This window comes from Corynebacterium sp. c25Ua_89, from assembly GCF_047459735.1.
GTDB lineage: Bacteria > Actinomycetota > Actinomycetes > Mycobacteriales > Mycobacteriaceae > Corynebacterium > Corynebacterium simulans.
Window position 1 is genome coordinate 23,579 of the sequence record NZ_JASBOD010000009.1, and the last position, 19,415, is coordinate 42,993.

General features: G+C 61.8%; 12 protein-coding genes. 7 read left to right on the forward strand and 5 right to left on the reverse strand.

Going from position 1 to position 19,415, the window contains the following annotated elements:
- Window positions 1–157: 157 nt before the first annotated feature.
- A complete protein-coding gene (locus QKB66_RS11695) occupies window positions 158–2,839 on the reverse strand; it encodes an ExeM/NucH family extracellular endonuclease (RefSeq protein ID WP_414253360.1) in 2,682 nt (893 codons plus the stop codon).
- A gap of 414 nt (window positions 2,840–3,253) precedes the next feature.
- On the opposite strand from QKB66_RS11695, the gene QKB66_RS11700 reads away from it, so the two are divergent.
- Window positions 3,254–6,934 (forward strand): phosphoribosylformylglycinamidine synthase, encoded by a 3,681-nt coding sequence (locus QKB66_RS11700; protein ID WP_414253361.1) that lies wholly within the window; start codon window positions 3,254–3,256, stop codon window positions 6,932–6,934.
- 197 nt (window positions 6,935–7,131) lie between these two features.
- Here the strand turns inward: QKB66_RS11700 and QKB66_RS11705 are convergent, their stop codons facing one another.
- Complete coding sequence (locus QKB66_RS11705; protein ID WP_248093137.1) at window positions 7,132–8,169, reverse strand: alpha/beta hydrolase; 1,038 nt, start codon at window positions 8,167–8,169, stop codon at window positions 7,132–7,134.
- 325 nt (window positions 8,170–8,494) lie between these two features.
- On the opposite strand from QKB66_RS11705, the gene trhA reads away from it, so the two are divergent.
- Complete coding sequence (trhA, locus tag QKB66_RS11710) at window positions 8,495–9,229, forward strand: PAQR family membrane homeostasis protein TrhA (RefSeq protein WP_414253362.1); 735 nt, start codon at window positions 8,495–8,497, stop codon at window positions 9,227–9,229.
- A 22-nt stretch (window positions 9,230–9,251) separates the two neighbouring features.
- Here the strand turns inward: trhA and QKB66_RS11715 are convergent, their stop codons facing one another.
- Window positions 9,252–11,345 (reverse strand): acyl-CoA dehydrogenase family protein, encoded by a 2,094-nt coding sequence (locus tag QKB66_RS11715; RefSeq protein WP_248093143.1) that lies wholly within the window; start codon window positions 11,343–11,345, stop codon window positions 9,252–9,254.
- Window positions 11,346–11,401: 56 nt separating this feature from the next.
- Entirely contained in the window at window positions 11,402–12,700 is a 1,299-nt protein-coding gene (locus QKB66_RS11720) for an acetyl-CoA C-acetyltransferase (protein WP_248093144.1), read from the reverse strand.
- A gap of 154 nt (window positions 12,701–12,854) precedes the next feature.
- Here QKB66_RS11720 and QKB66_RS11725 point away from each other — a divergent pair, with 154 nt between their 5' ends.
- Both QKB66_RS11725 and QKB66_RS11730 read left to right on the forward strand, forming a co-directional pair.
- Window positions 12,855–14,183 (forward strand): 3-oxoacyl-ACP reductase, encoded by a 1,329-nt coding sequence (locus QKB66_RS11725; protein ID WP_414253363.1) that lies wholly within the window; start codon window positions 12,855–12,857, stop codon window positions 14,181–14,183.
- Complete coding sequence (locus QKB66_RS11730; RefSeq protein WP_414253364.1) at window positions 14,184–15,101, forward strand: MaoC family dehydratase; 918 nt, start codon at window positions 14,184–14,186, stop codon at window positions 15,099–15,101.
- Here the strand turns inward: QKB66_RS11730 and QKB66_RS11735 are convergent.
- Window positions 15,098–16,117, reverse strand: coding sequence for an acyl-CoA thioesterase (locus QKB66_RS11735; RefSeq protein ID WP_414253365.1), 1,020 nt, complete (start codon window positions 16,115–16,117; stop codon window positions 15,098–15,100). The two genes, QKB66_RS11730 and QKB66_RS11735, sit on opposite strands and share 4 nt — an antisense overlap.
- A gap of 34 nt (window positions 16,118–16,151) precedes the next feature.
- Between QKB66_RS11735 and QKB66_RS11740 the strand changes: the two genes are divergently transcribed.
- From QKB66_RS11740 to purM, 3 genes are read left to right on the forward strand one after another with little or no spacing between them, the layout of a single operon-like run.
- Complete coding sequence (locus QKB66_RS11740; RefSeq protein ID WP_061924533.1) at window positions 16,152–16,556, forward strand: sterol carrier family protein; 405 nt, start codon at window positions 16,152–16,154, stop codon at window positions 16,554–16,556.
- A gap of 10 nt (window positions 16,557–16,566) precedes the next feature.
- Window positions 16,567–18,066: an amidophosphoribosyltransferase gene (gene purF, locus QKB66_RS11745; RefSeq protein WP_414253366.1), complete on the forward strand. Its 1,500-nt coding sequence runs from the start codon at window positions 16,567–16,569 to the stop codon at window positions 18,064–18,066.
- Window positions 18,067–18,087: 21 nt separating this feature from the next.
- A complete protein-coding gene (gene purM / locus QKB66_RS11750; protein ID WP_061924525.1) occupies window positions 18,088–19,140 on the forward strand; it encodes a phosphoribosylformylglycinamidine cyclo-ligase in 1,053 nt (350 codons plus the stop codon).
- Window positions 19,141–19,415: the final 275 nt, after the last annotated feature.

A 19,415-nucleotide genomic window follows, 5' to 3' on the forward strand; every position in this document is an offset into this window, starting at 1 on the left:
ACCGAACGCACAAAGGCGTGCACCGAACGCGCAAAAGCGCACAATTTGCCAATTAGACTGCTGAATCCGCGCTAATTCAGGGCACTATTTGGCAAATTGTGCGTAGGGAGAGGAGACGCTCCGGGGAAGGCGCCCCGGAGGAAACGCTCCCGGGAGCCTAGAGCTTGAGGAAATCCCGGACCTGCGGTGGCAGGGCGTCGATGAGCTGGGGCGCCAGGAACTTCAGCGAACCGCCGAGCAACATTGCGATGCCGGGGACGGCAACCGCAAGGATCAATGCGATGATGCTGCCGGTGCTCGAACCAGAGCTAGAGCCGTTGCTGGAGCTGGAGCCCTTGTTGGTGCCGGGCTTGCTGTCTGGTTCTTCGTCTGGGGTAGTGGCCGCCTCGCCCAGGCTGAATCCGACCTTGACCGGGTCGTGGTCGGAGGCGCGGAACGGGGAATCGTCGTAGAAGTCCACGATGTTGTAATTGCGGCGAGAGTACTCAAAGGCCACCGGCTCGTCGGCATTGATGTTCCACACCTGGGCGTCGGTTACCTTGCCGGATACAACCTCGTTTGCCAGGACGTGGTCGAGGGAACCCAACAGGCCAGAGAACTGGTAGGAGGCATCCGCGTGGAAGTCCTCAGCGGGGACGGTGTAGCCGCTGTCGCGGAAGACATCGATGGCATCGCCATGGGTATAGGTGTTGAGGTCACCCATCACGAAGGTGGCCTTGTCCTGCCAATCTGGTTGCTTAGCCAGGTGCTCAAGAACGGCTTCGGCCTGTGCCTTGCGCACGTTGGGGTTGTTGCCCTGGCCGTCACCGGTGTCGGCGTCACCCTTAACAACGGAACCCTTGGACTTGAAATGATTGGCCACGGCCACGAAGGTCTCGTCATCCGCGGCGTCGACTGGCGCAAACTCCTGCGCTAGCGGCTCGCGAGCGGTTCCAGTGAAGCGGTCGTCGACGAAGATGCGGGATTCACCAACCGGCTTGACGCGATCCCTTTTATAGATGAACGCGGTGCGGATGACGTCCACGGTGTCCGGCAGCTTCTCCGGGGAGGCCACGTAGGCCCACTTCTCGGAACCAGCGGCCGCGTTGAGCTCGTCTGTCAGGTGCGCCAAGGCTTGGTCGCGCTTGGACTTGTCGCCGGTGACGCCGTAGCCGTCTTCGATTTCAGAAAGGGCGATGACGTCGGCATCAAGACCGTTTACGGCCGCGACAATCTTGCGCTGCTGGTTCTCGAAGGCCTCCGCGGTATAAGCACCGCGGGTCGTGCCGCGCTTGACGGTGACTGGGTTGCCGTCCATGTCATCGTAGGAGCTGCCGCCGTACTCCTCGCCAAGGGAGGTGAAGTAGTTCAATACGTTGAAAGCACCAATGGTGTATTCGCCTTCGACGTCGAGTGCGTGCAGTTCCTTTTCGCGGGAGTCTTCCCAGGTAATCGGCAAATCGCTGCCTGCCGTATTGCCCGTTACCGGTGCGGTGGGCTGGTAACGCCACTGTTCATGGGAGTAACCCACGATGACCGGGTGCTGGAAAGTTACCTGGTCAGTGGTGCGCAGGGACTTGATGGTCTGCGCGTTGTCCTGCGCGATATATGGCAGCGGGGTGGATTGGTCAGACTCGAGGTAGTTTTTCGTGCGGCCATCGTCCAGCGTGACCAGCTTGGCGGCGTTGGAAGCGGCGAGTTTCTGTAAGTCGGAGTCTGGGTCAGTTGACGGGTCATAAAGGTCCGACGGCTGGCGGAGTGCCTCAGTGCCCGGCGCCAGGCCTACCTCGCCATACTGGTTGAGCGCGTAGTTGTTGGTCACGGTGTGGGTGCCAGGCAGCACCAGCATGTGCTCATAGGCCTCACGGGCGACGTCGCCTTCGGGCAGGGCCTCCAGTTCGAGCGCGGTGACTTCCGGCAGGGGAGCATCGAGCTTTTCGACGGCATCTGCGGTTAGCTGGGTGGCGTCATAGAACTCCGAGACCTTGCCAGAAACCTGCACGGAATCACCGAGCTGCGGATAAGCAGAGGCTTCCTGGTTACCCATATAAATAAACAGCGCCGGGGAAGCAGCGGGAGCCTCGTTTCCGGTGCCGCTGGTCTGGATGGTGAAGCCGTTGATGCCGCCCTCGGACCACACGCCAGTGACGACGCCCTTGGTCGTGACGTTCTGGTCTTTAACCGGAGACTGAGCGCCGGTTCCCTGGATTTCTTCGATGCTTAGCTCGCGGCCGGGGTCTGCAGGCTGCGTTGGTTCCTCTGGCTTAGTGGGCGTGGTTGGTTCGTTGCCGGAAGGCGTAGGAGTTGGCGTGCCGACATGGAAATCGGCAGCGTTGTCGTCGGTGTCGGTGCCCGCCTCATCGCGAGAGACCGACTCTGCATTGGAGGTGCTTGGGGCGGGGGTGCCTTCTGCCAGCTGGGCGGAACCGTAACCGGCGAGGTCAACCTCGTTGCCGGAGGCGTCGTAAAGCTTGACCGATCCCTTCGAACCGGACAGGTTCAGGGAGGACTCCGCGTCTGGGGTAGGCAGTGGCGTGGAGCCGCCGTTGCCCTGGCCAGCCTGAATCAGGTAGTGCTGGCCAGCCGGAATCGCGCCGCCGAGAGCAGCCTTGCCGCCCGAGTTGCCACCGGCGGAAAAGTACTCGACGGACCAACCATCCAGCGAGACCTCGGCTTCGGTGGGGTTGAAGAGCTCGATGAAGTCGTGGGTAAAGGTCGCACCAGAGTTTCCGCCGCCGCCGTAAACCTCAGAAAGGACCACGGCATCGCCGGCGGGGGCTGCATGGGCGGGGACGGTGAGAGTGGAGAAAGTGGAGATGAGCGCGGTCAAAGAAAGCGCGCGGAGAGAACGAGAGCGCATGAGAAACCTTGCAATAGGAGATATATGACCATTTGTTTCTAGGAGATATATGACCATTTGTTTCTAAGGCACCGCGCCGAGCTTGCCAAGCGATCATCCCCCAGATGTCTTGGGGGTTTACATGCACGCCCAAAAAGTTTGTCTTGCGGTTCACCGGGTGTTTACGCGGGCTTTGCGGCGGCAAGGACGTGCGAACTGCGCACAATTTGCCAAGCAAGCCCGGAAAATCAGAAAATTTGGGCGCACTATTTGGCAAATTGTGCCCACACGAGGCGTCGGCGCCAGTAATCCCCCAAACCAAACCACCCCCAACCCGCCGCCCTATAGAATTGGTTTTCGTTCCCCGCGGGAAATACTGTGGGCACTAAGTTGACTACCGAGTTAAAACTTGAGCTGAATGAAACTGGAGGCACGATGGTTCAGCGCGTGTATGTGGAAAATCGCGAGGGCGGGCATGCCGCTGCATTGTCGAAGGAGTACGGCGTCAACGTGCGCGTGCTCAATCGCTACGACGTAGAGGGCACCACCGATTCCGAATTTGCTACCGCGGTCAAGTTGGTTCTTTCAGAACCGCAGGTAGACACTACTTTTTCCACGCTGGACGAGGCTGGAGTTGCAGGCGGGGTTCTCGCCGTCGAACCGCTTCCAGGCCAGTTTGATCAGCGCGCCGATTCCGCGGCACAGTGCATTCAGTTCCTCTTTGAAAAGGAGCGCCCCCGCGTACGCACCGCGGTGGTCTACGCGGTAGATGGTGAGATTCCTGCCGCCATGCGCAAGGATCTGATTAACCCCGTCGAGTCCCGTGAAGCAGCGCTGGAGCTGCCGGAGACTTTGGCATTGCACGTCGATACCCCCGCAGACGTAGAGACCCTTGAGGGTTTCACTGCGCTTTCCGACGCCGCCCTTCCCGAGTTCGTTGCCTCCCACGGCCTAGCCATGGACGTGGACGACGCTACTCTAATCCGCGAGTACTTTGCCTCCGAAGACCGCGAGCCGACCATCACCGAGCTCAAGGTGATTGATACCTACTGGTCCGACCACTGCCGCCACACCACCTTCGAGACCGTCCTCGATTCCATTACCTTCAATGAGCCGGCCGTTGAGGCCGCTTACCAGGACTACCTCGCAGCCCGCGAGTCCATCGGCCGCGCTAAGCCGGTGACCTTGATGGACATGGGCACCATCGCTGGCAAGGTGCTGCGTGCCACGGGCAAGCTCGACGCCATGGACGTCTCCGAGGAGATCAACGCCTGCACCGTTCATGTCACCATCACCGTGGATGGCAAGGAAGAGCCGTGGCTGCTGCTGTTTAAGAACGAGACCCACAACCACCCAACCGAAATCGAGCCTTTTGGCGGCGCTGCTACCTGCATCGGTGGCGCAATCCGTGACCCACTGTCTGGCCGCGGTTATGTCTACGGCGCGATGCGCATCTCCGGCTCCGGTAACCCGCTGGAGACCACCACTCGCGCAGGCAAGCTGCCGCAGAAGACCATTGCCCGCGTGGCAGCTGCCGGCAATTCCTCCTACGGCAACCAGATTGGCTTGGCTACCGGCCTGGTTGATGAGGTCTATCACCCGGGATACGTCGCCAAGCACCTCGAAATGGGTGCGGTAGTGGCGGGCGCACCGGCGGCGAACGTGCGTCGCGAAGTTCCGGCGGCGGGTGACCTCGTGGTGCTCGTCGGCGGTGCAACGGGCCGTGACGGTATCGGTGGCGCTACTGGTTCCTCCAAGTCGCACACCGTGGAGTCGCTGACCACCGCGGGCGCGGAGGTGCAGAAGGGTAACGCGCCGGAGGAGCGCAAGCTCCAGCGCCTGTTCCGCAACCCGGAGTTTTCCAAGCTCATCAAGCGCTGTAATGACTTCGGCGCCGGCGGCGTCGCCGTCGCAGTGGGCGAGCTGGCGGATTCGCTGGAGATCAACCTCGATGCGGTCCCGAAGAAGTACGAGGGCCTGAACGGCACCGAGCTGGCTCTGTCCGAGTCCCAGGAGCGCATGGCCACCGTCGTTGAGGCAGGCGACCTCGACAAGCTGATCGCGCTGGCTAACGAGGAGAACCTCAACGCCGTGGTCGTTGCGGAGGTCACTGACTCGGGCCGCATGCGCATGCATTGGCGCGGCAACACCATCGTTGACCTTTCCCGCGAATTCCTAAACACCAACGGCGCCGACAAGCACGTCGACGTCGAGGTTGCCCCCGCCGCTGATTGGCGCGGTGCGGCCCGCGAGTGGGCACGCGAGGAAGACTTCTCCGCTTCCTTTATCTCCATGGCCTCCGACCTCAACGTTGCCTCCAAGCAAGGCCTCTCCGAGCGCTTCGACTCCACCGTCGGCGCCGGCACCGTGCTGATGCCTTTCGGCGGCACCCGCCAGGCCACCCCGATCCAGGCCACGGCACACACCTTGCCGGCGCTGGGAGAGACCACCAACTGCTCTGTGATGTCCTGGGGTTACAACCCATACGTCACCGAGGCCAGCCCGTTTCACGGTGCTTACCTCGCGGTGGTGGAGTCGGTGTCCAAGCTGATTGCTACCGGCGCCTCCTTCGACGAGACCTACTTGTCTTTCCAGGAGTACTTCGAGCGCATGGACTCCGCTGCGGCGTGGGGCAAGCCGGCCGCCGCGCTGCTGGGCACCATCAAGGCCCAGCTTGGCCTCGGCGTCGCCGCGATTGGCGGCAAGGACTCCATGTCCGGTACCTTCGAAGAGCTCAGCGTCCCGCCGACGGTCATCTCGGTTGCCGTCAGCCACGACGATGCCACTCACATGGTGCCGAACCACTTCAAGGCAGCGGGCCACAAGGTCACGCTCTTCCGGCCGGAGATCGCTGGCGCAGAGGATACTGCGCTGGCCGGCCTGCCCACCCCAGATTCCCTGGTTGCCAACTTCCGCACCGTGACGGAGCTGCTGCGCTCCGGCAAGGTCATCTCCGCTTACACCCCGGGCTTCGGCGGCCCTGCCGAGTCCGTGCTGAAGATGGGCTTGGGCGAGGGCATCGGCTTCGCCTTTACTGACGACGCCCCGCTCTACGACTACGCCTACGGCGCCTTCGTCCTGGAGTGGGCAGACGGCGAGGAGCCAACCGCGGGCTCGGTTATTGGTGAGACCGCTGAGGGCGGCTTCACCTACCGCGGCACCGAGGTTTCCTTTGCCGACGCCGAGGCCGCCTACCTGGGCACTCTCGAAGAGATCTACCCGAGCTTCGTTGAGCAGACTGGTTCGGTCTCCCTGGCGGACGCCACTTCTCCGGTCTCCGCATCTGAGGCACCGACCATCACTCCGGCCCACGGCGGCGCCAAGGCTTCCGCTCTCATCCCGGTCTTCCCGGGTACCAACTGCGAGTACGACTCCGCCCGCGCGCTGCGTCGCGCTGGCATCGAGCCGGAGATCCTCGTGGTGCGCAACCGCACCCCGGAAGACATTGCTGAGTCCGTCGACCGCATGGCCGCGGCTTTGGATCGCTCCCAGATGCTCTTCCTGCCGGGCGGCTTCTCTGGCGGCGACGAGCCTGACGGTTCCGCGAAGTTCATCACGTCTTTCCTGCGTAACCCGTCGCTCACCGCGGGTGTGCAGGGGCTTCTCGACGAGCGCGGTGGCCTGGTCCTCGGCATCTGCAATGGCTTCCAGGCGCTGATCAAGCTGGGCTTGGTGCCGTTCGGCAAGATTTCTGAGCCGGGCACTGAGACCCCGACGCTGACCTTCAACACGATTGGTCGCCACCAGTCGCGTATTTCGCGTGTGCGCGTTGTCAATAACGCGTCGCCGTGGCTGTCCAAGATTAACGAGGGCGACGTCTTCACCGTCCCGATTTCTCACGGCGAGGGCCGCATCACTGCTGGTGAGTCCGAGTGGGAGCGTCTAAAGGCAGCTGCCGTCACCCAGTATGTCGACGTTGCTGGTAACCCGCTGATGGATATCTCCGTTAACCCGAACGGCGGCCTCTTCGCCCTTGAGGGCATCATGTCCGAGGACGGCCGCGTCCTGGGCAAGATGGGCCACTCTGAACGCATCTCGGCATCTACCTACAAGAACGTGCCGGGCGAGTACGATATGAAGCTCTTCGAGTCTGCGGCAGAATACTTCCGCAAGTAGTTCCGAGCCCGGCTGGTTGGGTCCCATTCCTTGGCTCCCTTTGCTAGCAAAGGGAGCCTTTTTTACCCCAAAACACAAAACTCCACTCGCAATAGGACCCAACCAATGGGACCCAAAGACGGGGACCCAACCGGGGTGGAAGCCTCAGAGCGAATGGAGTTCGTGATGCCCAGGAGAAATCGCGTGAGCGCCGCGACTTAAGCGCCGATTGCGCGTGCGATGGTCTGCGCCCAGCTGACCTTCATCTCGTGTGCAAAGAGCCCGAAGGAGTGCGAACCCTGCTCGCTGTAGTAGCGGTTAACGTTCACGCCGGCGCGGCGCGCGTTGTGCGTGAAGGTCTCGGTGCACTGGTTGGCAATCACCTCAACTGCACGCGGGCCAACGTTGGTCACCGGGTTGATGTTGTTGCCATCAATCGGACCCGGGTTGCCGGATGCAGAAGCCACGAAGACATCTACACCGCGCAGGCGACCCGGATTGAAGTTCGGGTCATGGTCCGCCCACTGCGGCGAGCCCGGCAGACCCCACGCGTTGAAAGAGGAGCCGCCGCCGTAAGCCATCATTGCCGTCGAGGTCAGAACGCCCGTCGGATCAGAGCGCACTGGGCAGCCGGAGTAGGAAGCGGCCGCCTTGAAACGCTGTGGCGCATGCGCCGCGATATCGAGCGCCGCCGCACCGGTGGAGGAGAGGCCGCCGATGGCATCGCGGCCGGTGCCGTGGAACTCGGCGTCGATAAGCGGCGGAAGCTCCTGGGTCATGTAGGTGTTCCACTTGTTTACGCCCAGGATTGGGTCAGCCTGGTTCCAGTCCGTGTACAGCGAGTATGGGCCGCCAAGTGGCATGACTACGTTGACGTTTTTATCCGCGAACCATGGTCCGACGTCGGTATGCGTCATCCAGTTCATACCCTCTTGGCCGCCCTGGATGCCAGGCAGGAGATAGAAGCTCGGGCGCGGTTGGTCGCCGCCCGGCAGCAGCACGTTGTTGGTGATGATTTCGCGGTTGGCAGGAGACCACACGTCGACGACCCAGTGGTTGCCGTTGATGTGGCGTTTGCCCACGATCTTGGCCTGGTCACCCAGCCAAGGCTGCGGGTTGGTCACGCGCGAGGAGACCTTCTCTAGGTGGCTCGACTGAGCCATGGCAGGGGTGGTGGTTGAGCCGACCGCCAGCGCGAGGACGCCCGCGGCGGCGACGGACTTGAGCAGGGTTCCAATGGAGCGTGTGGAAGTCATAGTGGGAGCAAGTGTACAAGGATTTTTCAGCTTGTATAAGTACTTCCCAGGGAAAGTTGAAAAAAGATTCAACTACTGTGACTAAAGTGGCACGCGCTATTCGACGCCGGGCGCTGGACCGAGCGTCGTCTCCCAGGCCTTGTACAGCTGCGCTTCGAAGAAGTTTTCGTAGTCGGTCGAATCCGGCCAGGCCTCGCCGATTTAGGTGCCGGTGCAAAATTTAATACGCATAACAAAATAGTGGGCATTTTCTTGAAAGCGTCGGGCGGGCGCCGTATAGTTACGGCAACGTAAGTTTTCTCCGAAGTGAGGCGGCTACCTGGTGATGGCTAACAAGGAAAACACTGCGCTATTAGAAGGGGTGGGGCAGGCGCCACCTGAGGGGCTCGTCGAGCGGCGTTATTTCATCGCTGACCGTGGTCCGCGCCCCCTCACTCGCGGCTGGGGCCACTTTTTTGCCGCGATTTGTTCGGTGATCGCATCTACTGTGCTGATTACCTATTCCTGGATGACGCTGCCCTGGTGGCATGCGCTAGCCGTTACCGTCTACGGCGTCGGCGTAGTGGGCTTGTTTGGCGTGTCTGCCCTTTATCACCGTTGGCCATGGCCGAGCTTGCGGGCAGTGCGTTGGTGGCGTCGGGCGGATCACGCAACCATCGCTGTCTTTATTGCGGCGACGTATACGCCGCTGTGTGCCATCGTCTTAGACGTGAAGCAGGCAACGCTCATGCTGGCTATTGCTTGGGCCGGGGCAATCTTGGGTGTCATCCTGAATCTGTTGTGGATAGACCATCCACGCTGGTTCGATGTGGTGGTCTATCTGGCACTGGGATGGTTGGTGGTCCCACTCATTCCCACCCTGTGGGGTGCCGCTGGCGCCGCAGTTGTGTGGCTGCTTTTTGCCGGCGGAGTGATCTATTCGCTCGGCGCTTTGGCTTATGGCTTCAAATGGCCGGGCCGCAACGCCCGGTGGTATGGCTACCACGAGCACTTCCATAGCGCGACTATCGCGGCTGCGGTTGTGCACATGGTGGCCATTTGGATGGTCGTGGCGGCCTAGGCGTTCAAATGGGGGCGGGCACTTAATCGCGCAGCGGGTCCACGCCGGCTTCGGTGAGCATCGGGATGTTGGATACCTCGGAAGGCAGGCCGAACGCGTCAACCAGAACTACGGACCACGGTGCCAAAGAATCCACCAGATCATTGATTGCCGCGCGGGCGGCCTTCATACGGCCGGCCGGAAGCAAGTTGTGCTCCTGATACCAGCCCGCGTGCTCGACCAACGTGGACAGAACGAACAGGTGACGTAGCTGTTCGAAGACCTGGCGTGCGAGGGACCCTACCTCCAGGCGGTCTTCGGCCTCAATCATCGCTTGGACCAGCAGCGTATCTACACGGGCCCAGCCTGCCGCGATGAGGTGATCCTGGCACTGGTCCACGATGGCGGCTGCCTGCACCTTGTCGGCCTTGCGGGCCGGCTGGATACGACGAACGAGAGAAAGCAGGACGGACTGGGCACGGTCGTCGATGAGCTTGGCTTGGTAGACGGCGTCGAAAAGCGATGCCTCGTTCGGATTGACCAGGTCCACCAGGCCCTGCAGGCGCGTGGTGAAACCAGTGCGGCGGCGCACGACTTCAGTGGCGGTCGTAGCGGCGTAGCGCACGGTATCCCATGGAGACATGTCATTCATCGCGCGGCCGTAAGCGGTGAGCAAGTTCTTGCCCACCATCTGAATCAGCACGGTGTTATCGCCCTCAAAGGTGGCGAAGACATCGGAGTCGGCGCGGTAGGTGGTCAGGCGGTTTTCTGACATATAACCCGCGCCGCCGCAGGCCTCACGGCATTCCTGAATCGTGCGGATGGCGTGCTGGGTTTGTGCGGCTTTAATCGCGCCGGCCAAAGACTCCATCTCGCGGGAGGCATACTTTTGCTCCTCGGTGGGCGTGGTCACGGACCACGAGCCTGCCTCCTGGCTGTCATTCATCTCCTGGTAGCGCTCCAGAATTTGGTTGTGCAGCAGGTGCAGCGCATAAGAGCGCGCCAGCGGGATGAGCAGGCGGCGGCGGTGCTGGCGGTGATCGATAAGGTGCTTTTCGGCGCCGGTTGCGCCTTCGAATTGGCGGCGTCGGTTGGCGTAGCGCACCGCGATGTCCAGCGAGGCCTCCGTGGCGGCGCCCGCGGCACCAGCCACGCCCATGCGCCCGCGGATCAGCGTGCCGAGCATGGTGAAGAAGCGGGCGTTGGGGTTTTCAATCGGCGAGGAATACCTGCCTTTTTCATCGACGTCTGCGAAGCGGTTAAGCAGGTTCACACGCGGTACGCGCACGTTGTCGAAGCGGAGCGTGCCATTATCGACGCCCACGAGTCCACCCTTGTGGCCATGATCGCCCAAGGTGATGCCCGGCAGCGCGTTGCCTTGCTCGTCACGAATCGGAACGATGATGGCGTGCACGCCGTGGGTGCGGCCATCGCTTTCTGGGGTCATAAGCTGCGTGAACACGACGGCGGCACGGCCGTCCTGGGCGGCGTTGCCGATGTAGTTCTTCACCGCGGTATCGCTCGGGGTATTGATGATGAATTCATCAGTTTCTGGGTCGTAGTTCGCCGTGGTCTCAAGAGATTGCACATCGGAGCCGTGGCCGCGCTCGGTCATGGCGAAGCAGCCGGGTAGCTCCAGGGATGCGGCCTTTTGAACCCACTCGATGTGGCGCTCGGTACCGAGCTGGTCGAGGGCGCCGCCCCACAGTCCCCACTGCACGCCAGACTTGATGGCGAGCGAGCCGTCGACCCAGGCTAGGCCTTCTAGCGTGAAAGTGGAAAGAATCGGTTTGCCAGGCCCGCCATTGTCGCGGCGCAGACCCTTTTGGAAACCGCCGAAGTCGCGCACCTTAGCGAGATTGTTGAAGGTATGCGCGCGCTGCTCGGCGACGGAGAGATCTGGATGCGGGAAGAGCTCCGGATCATTGATGAACTCGCGTAGCTCCTGACGGAAAGCAGCGTGTGGGCCATCGAGTAGGTTGCCCAGCTCGGTAGCTACGGATGGTTGCGGTGTCTTGGGCAGGCGGCGCGGGCTGCGCGGCTCTGCTTGGGCGGTGGTGGAACGAAGATTTGCGCGGTTTGCCTCGGTGGTGGAAGCAGCGCTGGAATCCTTGCTTTGAGTCTTGAGGAGTGCCATGGTTTTTCCTTCTTTGGGCGGCTGCTTTTGGCAGCCGGGGATTTTTGGGGTGCGGGTTAGCGTTCGATGATGGCGGCCACGCCTTGGCCGCCGGCGGCACAGATGGAGATAAGAGCGCGGCCGCCGCCTGCTTCCTGCAGGACCTTCGCGGCGGTGGCGAGGATGCGCGCCCCGGTGGCCGCGAAGGGGTGGCCGGCAGCCAACGAAGAACCCTTGACATTGAGCTTGCTGCGGTCGATGGGGCCGAGCGCGCCGGGCAGGCCGAGGCGCTCGCGGCAGTAAGTCTCGTCCTCCCACGCATTCAAGGTGGCAAGGACTTGCGAGGCGAAGGCTTCGTGGATTTCGTAGAAGTCGAAATCTTGCAGGGTGAGGTTGTTGCGCTCGAGGAGACGTGGCACCGCATAGGTCGGCGCCATGAGAAGGCCGTCTCCGCCGTGCAGGAAGTCCACTGCGGCGGTCTCGGAATCAACTAGGTAGGCGAGCGGCTCGAGGTTATGGCTTGCGGCCCAGGATTCACTGCCCAGGAGGGTGACTGCCGCGCCGTCGGTAAGCGGCGTCGAATTGCCGGCGGTCATTGTGGCCTGGGTGCCGTGCTGCTCGGCATCGCGCTTTCCAAAGACTGGCTTTAGCTGGCCGAGCTTTTCTGGCGTGGAGTCAGGACGGAGGTTGGTATCGCGGTTAACACCCATGAAGCCGGTGCTGAGGTCGTTAAAGAAACCTTCCTTCCAGGCCTGATGAAGCTTCTGGTGAGAAGCGAGCGCGAGCTCGTCCTGGGCGGCGCGGCTTACGCCCATTTCGCGGGCCGTGATAGCCGCGTGGTCGCCCATGGAAAGCCCCGTGCGCGGCTCGCCGTTTTGGGGCTGCTCGGGCGCGAGCTGGGCGGGGCGAATTGAGCCGATGAGCTTTGCACGTTGGGAAAGAGTCTTTGCGCGGCTGAGTCCGATGAGGGTGCGCCGCAGGGAATCGTTTACGGCAAGCGGGGCGTCTGAGGTGGTATCCGTGCCGCCGGCGATGCCGGATTCGATGCGGCCGCGGGCAATGGCGTCACCAACATGGATGGCGGCGGCCAAAGAGGTGCAGCAGGCCTGCTGCATGTCGAGCGCCGGGGTAGTAGAAGTAAGCGCCGAGCCAAGGACTACCTCGCGGGTGAGGTTGAAGTCTCGCGAGTGCTTGAGTACCGCGCCTGCTGCTACGAGCCCTACCCGTTCCTCGTGCAGGCCGAAGCGCGCGACGAGTCCGTCGAGGGCGCTGGTGAGCATGTCTTGATTGGAGGCGTGCGCGTATTCCTTGTTGGAACGGGCAAACGGAATGCGGTTGCCGCCCAGGATTGCGACGCGGGGCGAACTGCTGTTCATTGAGACTCCTTGCTGGGAAACCAGAGGTGGAAAAGTTTTCACTGGAATGTCCTAAATCACACTCCGAATGATAGTGTTAGTTGTATCACTCAATTAACTAACCTTGCAACCTCTTTCAAAAAGGCTTGCAACCTTGTTAAAGGAAGGATTTCGAATGCCCAAACTCAATTTCGCCGAGAAACTAATCAACTCTCCAGTGGCCGCGAAGGCGGGCGTGCCGCAGGGCTATCCGCTGCGCCGCTTCACCCCCGGGGAGCCGGCTTTAGGCGCCCCAGTGGTCATTGGTTCTGCAGGAGCAGGCCGCATCGCCCACTTCCTTTCCACTGCGCTCGCAGTGGACTATCAGCTGCTTTCGGTGGAGGCGGAAACTGAGCGGGGTGCGCTGGTATTCGACGCCACCGGAATCGAGGAGCCAGAGCAGCTGCGGGAGCTCTACGATTTCTTCCATCCGCAGCTGCGCAACCTCGCACCGAATGCGCGCTTGCTGGTCATCGGCACCACCCCGGAGAAAACCGCGACCATCGATGCCCGCATTGCCGCCCGCGCCCTCGAGGGTTTCACGCGTTCGCTGGCTAAGGAGATGCGCAAAGGCGGTACCGTGAACCTCATTTGGGTCGAACCCGGCGCCACGGCGGAAATCGAATCCACGGTGCGCTTCTTCCTCTCCGGTAAGTCAGCGTTCGTAGACGGCCAGGTGGTGCGTGTGAAAGCCGCTACCGCCGAGGCGGACGCAGACTGGCAGGCGCCTTCTCAAGACCGTCTCGCCGTGGTCACCGGCGCAGCCCGGGGCATCGGCGCCACTATCGCGGAGGTGCTGGCTCGCGATGGCTCGCAAGTCATCTGCATCGACGTCCCCGCCGCGAGTGAGCACCTCAGCAAAACGGCAAACAAGGTCAAGGGCACCGCGCTACCGCTGGACGTTACTGACCCGGGTGCTGCCGCGACCATCGCAAAGCATGCGCAGCGCCACTATGGCCGCCCCATCGACGTCATCGTCCACAATGCCGGCATTACCCGAGACAAGCTGCTGGCAAATATGAACGAGGGGCAGTGGGACGCCGTCCTCGCCGTTAACCTCATAGCTCCAGTGCGTATCACCGAGGCGCTGCTGGATAGCGGAGATCTTGCAGCCGGGGCAGCGGTGGTGGGCGTGTCTTCCATGGCGGGAATCTCCGGCAACCGTGGCCAGACCAATTACGCCACCACCAAGGCCGGCATCATTGGGCTGGTTGATGCCCTCACCCCGGTACTGGCGGACAACGGTTCCACCATCAACGCGGTGGCGCCGGGATTTATCGAAACTGCCATGACCGCAGCCATGCCCACCGGCCCACGTGAGATTGGCCGCCGCATCAATTCCCTGCAGCAGGGCGGCTTGCCAGTTGACGTCGCCGAGACCGTCGCCTACTTCGCCGCCCCGGCCTCCGCGGCGGTCACAGGTAACACCGTGCGCGTGTGCGGCCAGAACATGATGGGAGCGTAAATGCTAGACCGCAATGTGCAGAACCTGAAAGAGATTCCGCAGCTTTCCAAGCTTTACCGCAAGCAGGTGATAAAGGCGCTGCCCGGTGTTGCGGGAAAACGCGTTATCGATGACCCACCAATTGCCTACCGGGTAGAAGGTGTACACATTGATCCGGAGCATCTTGCTGCTTATTGCCAAGCAGTGGGTTTCCGCCTGGGCAACGAGGTTCCGGTTACCTACCCTTATGCGCTGGCCTTCCCGCTAGCGGTCAAAGTCATGGACTCGCCGGGTTTTCCTTTCCCCGCCATGGGCATTGTTCATCTTTCAAACAAGATTGAACAATTCCGCCCTTTGCACGTGGAAGATGCTTTTACCATCGACGTCCACGCGGAGAACCTGCGCAGCCACCGCAAGGGGCTGGTGCTCGACATGATTACCTCCATCTATGTAGAAGGCATCTTGGTCTGGCAGCAAACCTCCGCATTCCTGGGGCCAAAAGCGCACTTTTCTTCCTCCACCCCGGCAGATGTGCAGGTAAGGCCAGAAGCCGCCCGCTTCCTGCCGCAGCCGGAAAAGCCCGCGCCGGGGGTAACGGCCATTGCAACGCTGCGTTTTAGCCCGGAAACTGTAAAGACCTACGCAGCCGCTTCTGGGGATAAGAACCCCATTCACACCTCCCAGCTGGGCGCGAAGGCCTTTGGTTTTCCGAACACGATTGCCCATGGCATGTTCACCCACGCCAAGATGCTCACTGCGTTTGAGGGTCGCCTGCCCGATGCAGTGCGCGTGCAAGCAGACTTCTACAAGCCGGTCATATTGCCGGCCACCACGGCGCTTTTTAAACAAAAAGAAGGCTCCGGTTGGAACGCGCAGCTGCGCCAAGCCAAAAACGTTGAAAAGCTCCACGTTGCCGTCAACGTGGAGCCAGCGCACTAATCCAAGTGCTGGTGCTGCGGAGCCACAACCAGTGGCTTCGGGGTGTACTTTCCGCGCAGCTCGCGCAGGACGCCGGCGTGCTCCCACAGCGCCTTGTCCTCTGCCGTCTTCGGCGTGAACTGACGGGCTGCCATCGGCTGCCAGTCGGCGTCCATCGCCATGTAAGAAACCGTGGCGTGGATGGCAGTCTCCAGATTCTGGCGTCCACCGCGCGGGTTGCCAGAGCGGACGTGGATGGACATCTGCATGGAGCGTGCATCGGTGCGCATCATACGGGCATCCACCTCGATGAGGTCACCGATGGCAATCGGCTGGTAAAAGCGAATACCGCCGGCATAAACGGCCACGGTGTGCTCGCCCGACCACTCCATGGTGCAGGCCGCGCCCGCCTCATCGATCCACTCCATGGCGGTGCCGCCGTGGACCTTGCCGCCCCAATTGACGTCGGTCGGCTTTGCTAGGAAGCGGTTGATCATGCGCGGGGCGTCGGAAGGTCCGTCATAAGTCTGCTTTTCCATCTCATCCTCGATGGCTCGGCGCAGCTCGATGCGGGACTCGGCCGCCTCCCAGACACGATGTTGGTCGTCGGAAGTCGGCTCAAACGGTGGCACAGGGGTGGACTTACCCGTTTCCGGATCCTTCGCCACGAAAATAACCAAGCAATCGCAAGCGCGCGTGAAGATGCCATCGCGTGGGTCTGCGGAAAGGACTTCGTTGACGATGTGCATCGAAGAACGGCCTGTCATGGCGATTCGCGAGCGCACCTCCACCAAGTGCCCGGAAGGAATCGGGCGAGTGAAATGGATGTGGCCCACATAGGCGGTAACGCAGTAGGCACCGGACCACTGGACCGCGCACGCATACGCTGCCTTGTCGATCCACTCCAAGACGCGGCCGCCGCCAATGCCCTGCGCACCAGCGATGGTCATATCCGTGGGCGCCGCCATGAATCGGAGGGTGATCGATGGCGACTTCGCGGTTTCAGTATTCTCTTGTTCCGGAAGGGTTAGTGACATGCATAGAAAGTTATCAGGGAGGCCGAATTAGCGCATGAAAAATAAGGTAGACCCAGCGGCCACGCGCGCTGCCGTGGTGGCGGTCCAAGACTGGATAAAACGCCCCGATGAGGTGGAAAAACCAGGTAGGGCATTGCTTGCCGATGCCGTCCGTCGCACCGCCCGCACCCTCGAAGTCGACGCGCCGGGCCATTCCGTGGAGCTGCGGGTGCCCCCATTCGTGGCAGTTCAATGCATCGAAGGTCCTCGCCATACGAGGGGTACCCCACCCAATGTGGTGGAGATGGACCCATTGACGTGGTTGCAGCTGGCCACGGGCCTGCTCCGCTGGGAAGAAGCCGTTTCCGCCGCTCGCCTCGAAGCTTCCGGCTCCCGCTCCGGCGAAATCGCAGGATGGCTGCCAGTCATTCCGTTAGTTTCTACTGCCCACAACGACTAGGATTAGCGCCGTGGTAGCTGAAAGAACTCCCCATATCACCAATCTCGATGATCACAACGAGACCGAACCCCGCGAGGAATGCGGCGTCTTTGGCGTCTGGGCTCCGGGGGAAGAGGTTTCGAAGCTGACCTACTTTGGTCTCTTCGCCTTGCAGCACCGTGGCCAGGAGGCCGCCGGTATCGCAGTCGGTGACGATGACAGCCTTGTCGTATTCAAGGATATGGGCCTGGTGTCTAATATCTTCGATGAATCCATCCTGGCCTCTCTTCAAGGCAACATCGCCGTAGGGCATACCCGGTACTCCACCGCAGGCGGTAAGGAATGGGCCAACGTGCAGCCCATGTTTGCCACCACCTCCAATGGCATCGACATTGCCTTGGGCCATAATGGCAACCTTGTTAACTACTTGGAGCTGCGCGAGGAAGCAGTAGAGCGCGGGCTGGTTGCACCGCAGCAAGAGTCGGTTTCCGATTCCATGTGCTTGTCCATGCTGCTTGCCGACGGCGTGAGTGATAGCGTCAGCATCTTCGAATCCGCTCGTGCGCTGCTCCCGCGTGTGAAGGGCGCATTCTGCCTGACCTTTACCGATGGGCACACGCTCTACGCTGCGCGTGACCCACACGGCGTGCGCCCGCTGGTGCTGGGCCGTTTGCCAAAGGGCTGGGTAGTAGCTTCGGAGACGTGTGCGCTCGACATCGTCGGAGCGCAGTTCATCCGCGAGATTGAACCGGGCGAGCTCATCTCCATCGACGAGGCGGGCATCCGCTCGGAGAAGTTCGCGGAGCCAACTCACCACGGTTGCGTCTTCGAGTACGTCTACCTGGCACGTCCTGACACCGACATCAAGGGCCGTTCGGTGAATGCGACGCGTGTGGAAATCGGGCGTCGCCTAGCGCGGCAATACCCGGCCCCAGATGCGGACCTAGTCATTCCAGTGCCTGAGTCCGGTAACCCGGCGGCCGTGGGCTATGCCCGCGAGTCCGGAATCACCTTCGCGCACGGCCTGGTGAAGAATGCGTACGTTGGCCGCACCTTCATTCAGCCCACCCAGATGCTGCGCCAGCTGGGCATTCGCCTGAAGCTGAACCCGCTGCGCGAGGTCATTGAGGGCAAGTCCCTGGTGGTCGTGGATGACTCTATCGTGCGTGGCAACACCCAGCGCGCGCTGATTCGCATGCTGCGCGAGGCGGGCGCGGCGGAGGTGCACGTGCGCATCGCTTCGCCGCCAGTGAAGTGGCCATGCTTCTATGGCATTGACTTCGCCTCCCCGGGCGAGCTCATTGCGAATGCGAATCCGTCGGATGACCCAGAGGTAGTCTGCAAGACTATCTGTGACGCCATCGGTGCGGACTCCCTCGGCTTCGTCTCCATCGATGAGATGGTCGCTGCGACCCAGCAGCCTCACCATGAGCTGTGCACCGCCTGCTTTGACGGTGTCTACCCACTCGGCCTCCCGGCCGGCAACCCGAACGCTGAGGCCGTGCGCTCCCTGCTCGGCGAAGAATCCTAAAACACAAGGCAAGGAACAAAAATGAGCGAGAATACTTACGCGGCAGCTGGCGTCAGCATCGAAGAAGGCGACCGTGCCGTCACCCTGTTTGCGCCGCACGCAAAGCGTGCAACCCGCCCGGAGGTCATGGGCGGCCTGGGCGGCTTCGCGGGCCTGTTCAAGCTGGGCGAATACAAAGAACCGGTCTTGGCTGCAGGCTCCGATGGCGTTGGCACCAAGCTGGCCGTTGCGCAGGCGATGGACGTCCACGACACCATCGGCATCGACCTGGTTGCAATGTGCGTCGATGACCTCGTGGTGTGCGGCGCGGAGCCGCTATTCCTGCAGGACTACATTGCCGTGGGCAAGGTCGTACCGGAGAAGGTCGCAGAGATTGTGAAGGGTATCGCTGAGGGCTGCGTGCAGGCAGGCGCTGCGCTGCTCGGCGGCGAGACCGCTGAGCACCCAGGAGTAATGGACCCAGAAGAATACGACGTCTCCGCAACCGCCGTGGGAGTAGTCGAGGCAGATTCCATCCTGGGCCCGGACAAGGTCCGCGACGGCGATGTCCTCATCGCGATGGCCTCTTCCGGCCTGCACTCCAACGGCTACTCCCTGGCTCGCTACGTCCTGCTGGAGCAGGCAGGTCTGCCGCTCGATGGCCACATCGAGGAGCTTGGCCGCACCCTCGGCGAGGAGCTGCTGGAGCCGACTCGCATCTACGCCAAGGACTGCCTGGCTCTGACCGCTGAGTGCAACGTTTCCACCTTCTGCCACGTCACCGGCGGTGGCCTGGCCGGCAACCTGGAGCGCGTCATTCCGGAGGGCCTGACCGCTGAAGTTAACCGTTCCACCTGGACCCCGGGCCAGATCTTCAAGACCATCGCTTCTGTGGGCAAGGTTTCCCTGGAAGAGATGGAGAAAACCTTCAACATGGGCGTTGGCATGATTGCCGTCGTCGCTCCGGAGGATCGCGAGCGCGCCCTGGCTATGATGGCTGCCCGCCACGTTGATGCGTGGGAGCTCGGCACCATCCGCGCCGCCGGCGAGGGCGAAGAGCGCGTCATCATGAACGGCGAGCACCCGAACTACTAAGCCCGCCCAACCACTTCTGCTTTCGGCCTTCCGTTCTCTGCCACATCGCGGTGGAGGAGGGGAGGTCGTTTGTGGTTTTCCCCTTCCGGCGCCGGTTTTCCTGCGCTTCCGCTCGGCTCCTCGGTGTTTTCGTGCAGATGGTAAACCGCACCTTTTAGGGCCGTCTGTCCAGCGGACGCCAAATGCAGTTGAAGCCTAGTGTGGTTTTCAAATGGTGAGGTTGCACTGTAACCACTGTGGCTGTAGTGGGCTCCTGGGGCGGGTGACGCCTCACC

Excerpts from the sequence above, each read along its gene's own strand:
- QKB66_RS11695 (WP_414253360.1), bottom strand. The coding sequence starts at position 2,839 with ATGCGCTCTCGTTCTCTCCGCGCGCTTTCTTTGACCGCGCTCATCTCC.
- QKB66_RS11700 (WP_414253361.1), top strand. The coding sequence starts at position 3,254 with ATGGTTCAGCGCGTGTATGTGGAAAATCGCGAGGGCGGGCATGCCGCT.
- QKB66_RS11705 (WP_248093137.1), bottom strand. The coding sequence starts at position 8,169 with ATGACTTCCACACGCTCCATTGGAACCCTGCTCAAGTCCGTCGCCGCC.
- trhA (WP_414253362.1), top strand. The coding sequence starts at position 8,495 with ATGGCTAACAAGGAAAACACTGCGCTATTAGAAGGGGTGGGGCAGGCG.
- QKB66_RS11715 (WP_248093143.1), bottom strand. The coding sequence starts at position 11,345 with ATGGCACTCCTCAAGACTCAAAGCAAGGATTCCAGCGCTGCTTCCACC.
- QKB66_RS11720 (WP_248093144.1), bottom strand. The coding sequence starts at position 12,700 with ATGAACAGCAGTTCGCCCCGCGTCGCAATCCTGGGCGGCAACCGCATT.
- QKB66_RS11725 (WP_414253363.1), top strand. The coding sequence starts at position 12,855 with ATGCCCAAACTCAATTTCGCCGAGAAACTAATCAACTCTCCAGTGGCC.
- QKB66_RS11730 (WP_414253364.1), top strand. The coding sequence starts at position 14,184 with ATGCTAGACCGCAATGTGCAGAACCTGAAAGAGATTCCGCAGCTTTCC.
- QKB66_RS11735 (WP_414253365.1), bottom strand. The coding sequence starts at position 16,117 with ATGTCACTAACCCTTCCGGAACAAGAGAATACTGAAACCGCGAAGTCG.
- QKB66_RS11740 (WP_061924533.1), top strand. The coding sequence starts at position 16,152 with ATGAAAAATAAGGTAGACCCAGCGGCCACGCGCGCTGCCGTGGTGGCG.
- purM (WP_061924525.1), top strand. The coding sequence starts at position 18,088 with ATGAGCGAGAATACTTACGCGGCAGCTGGCGTCAGCATCGAAGAAGGC.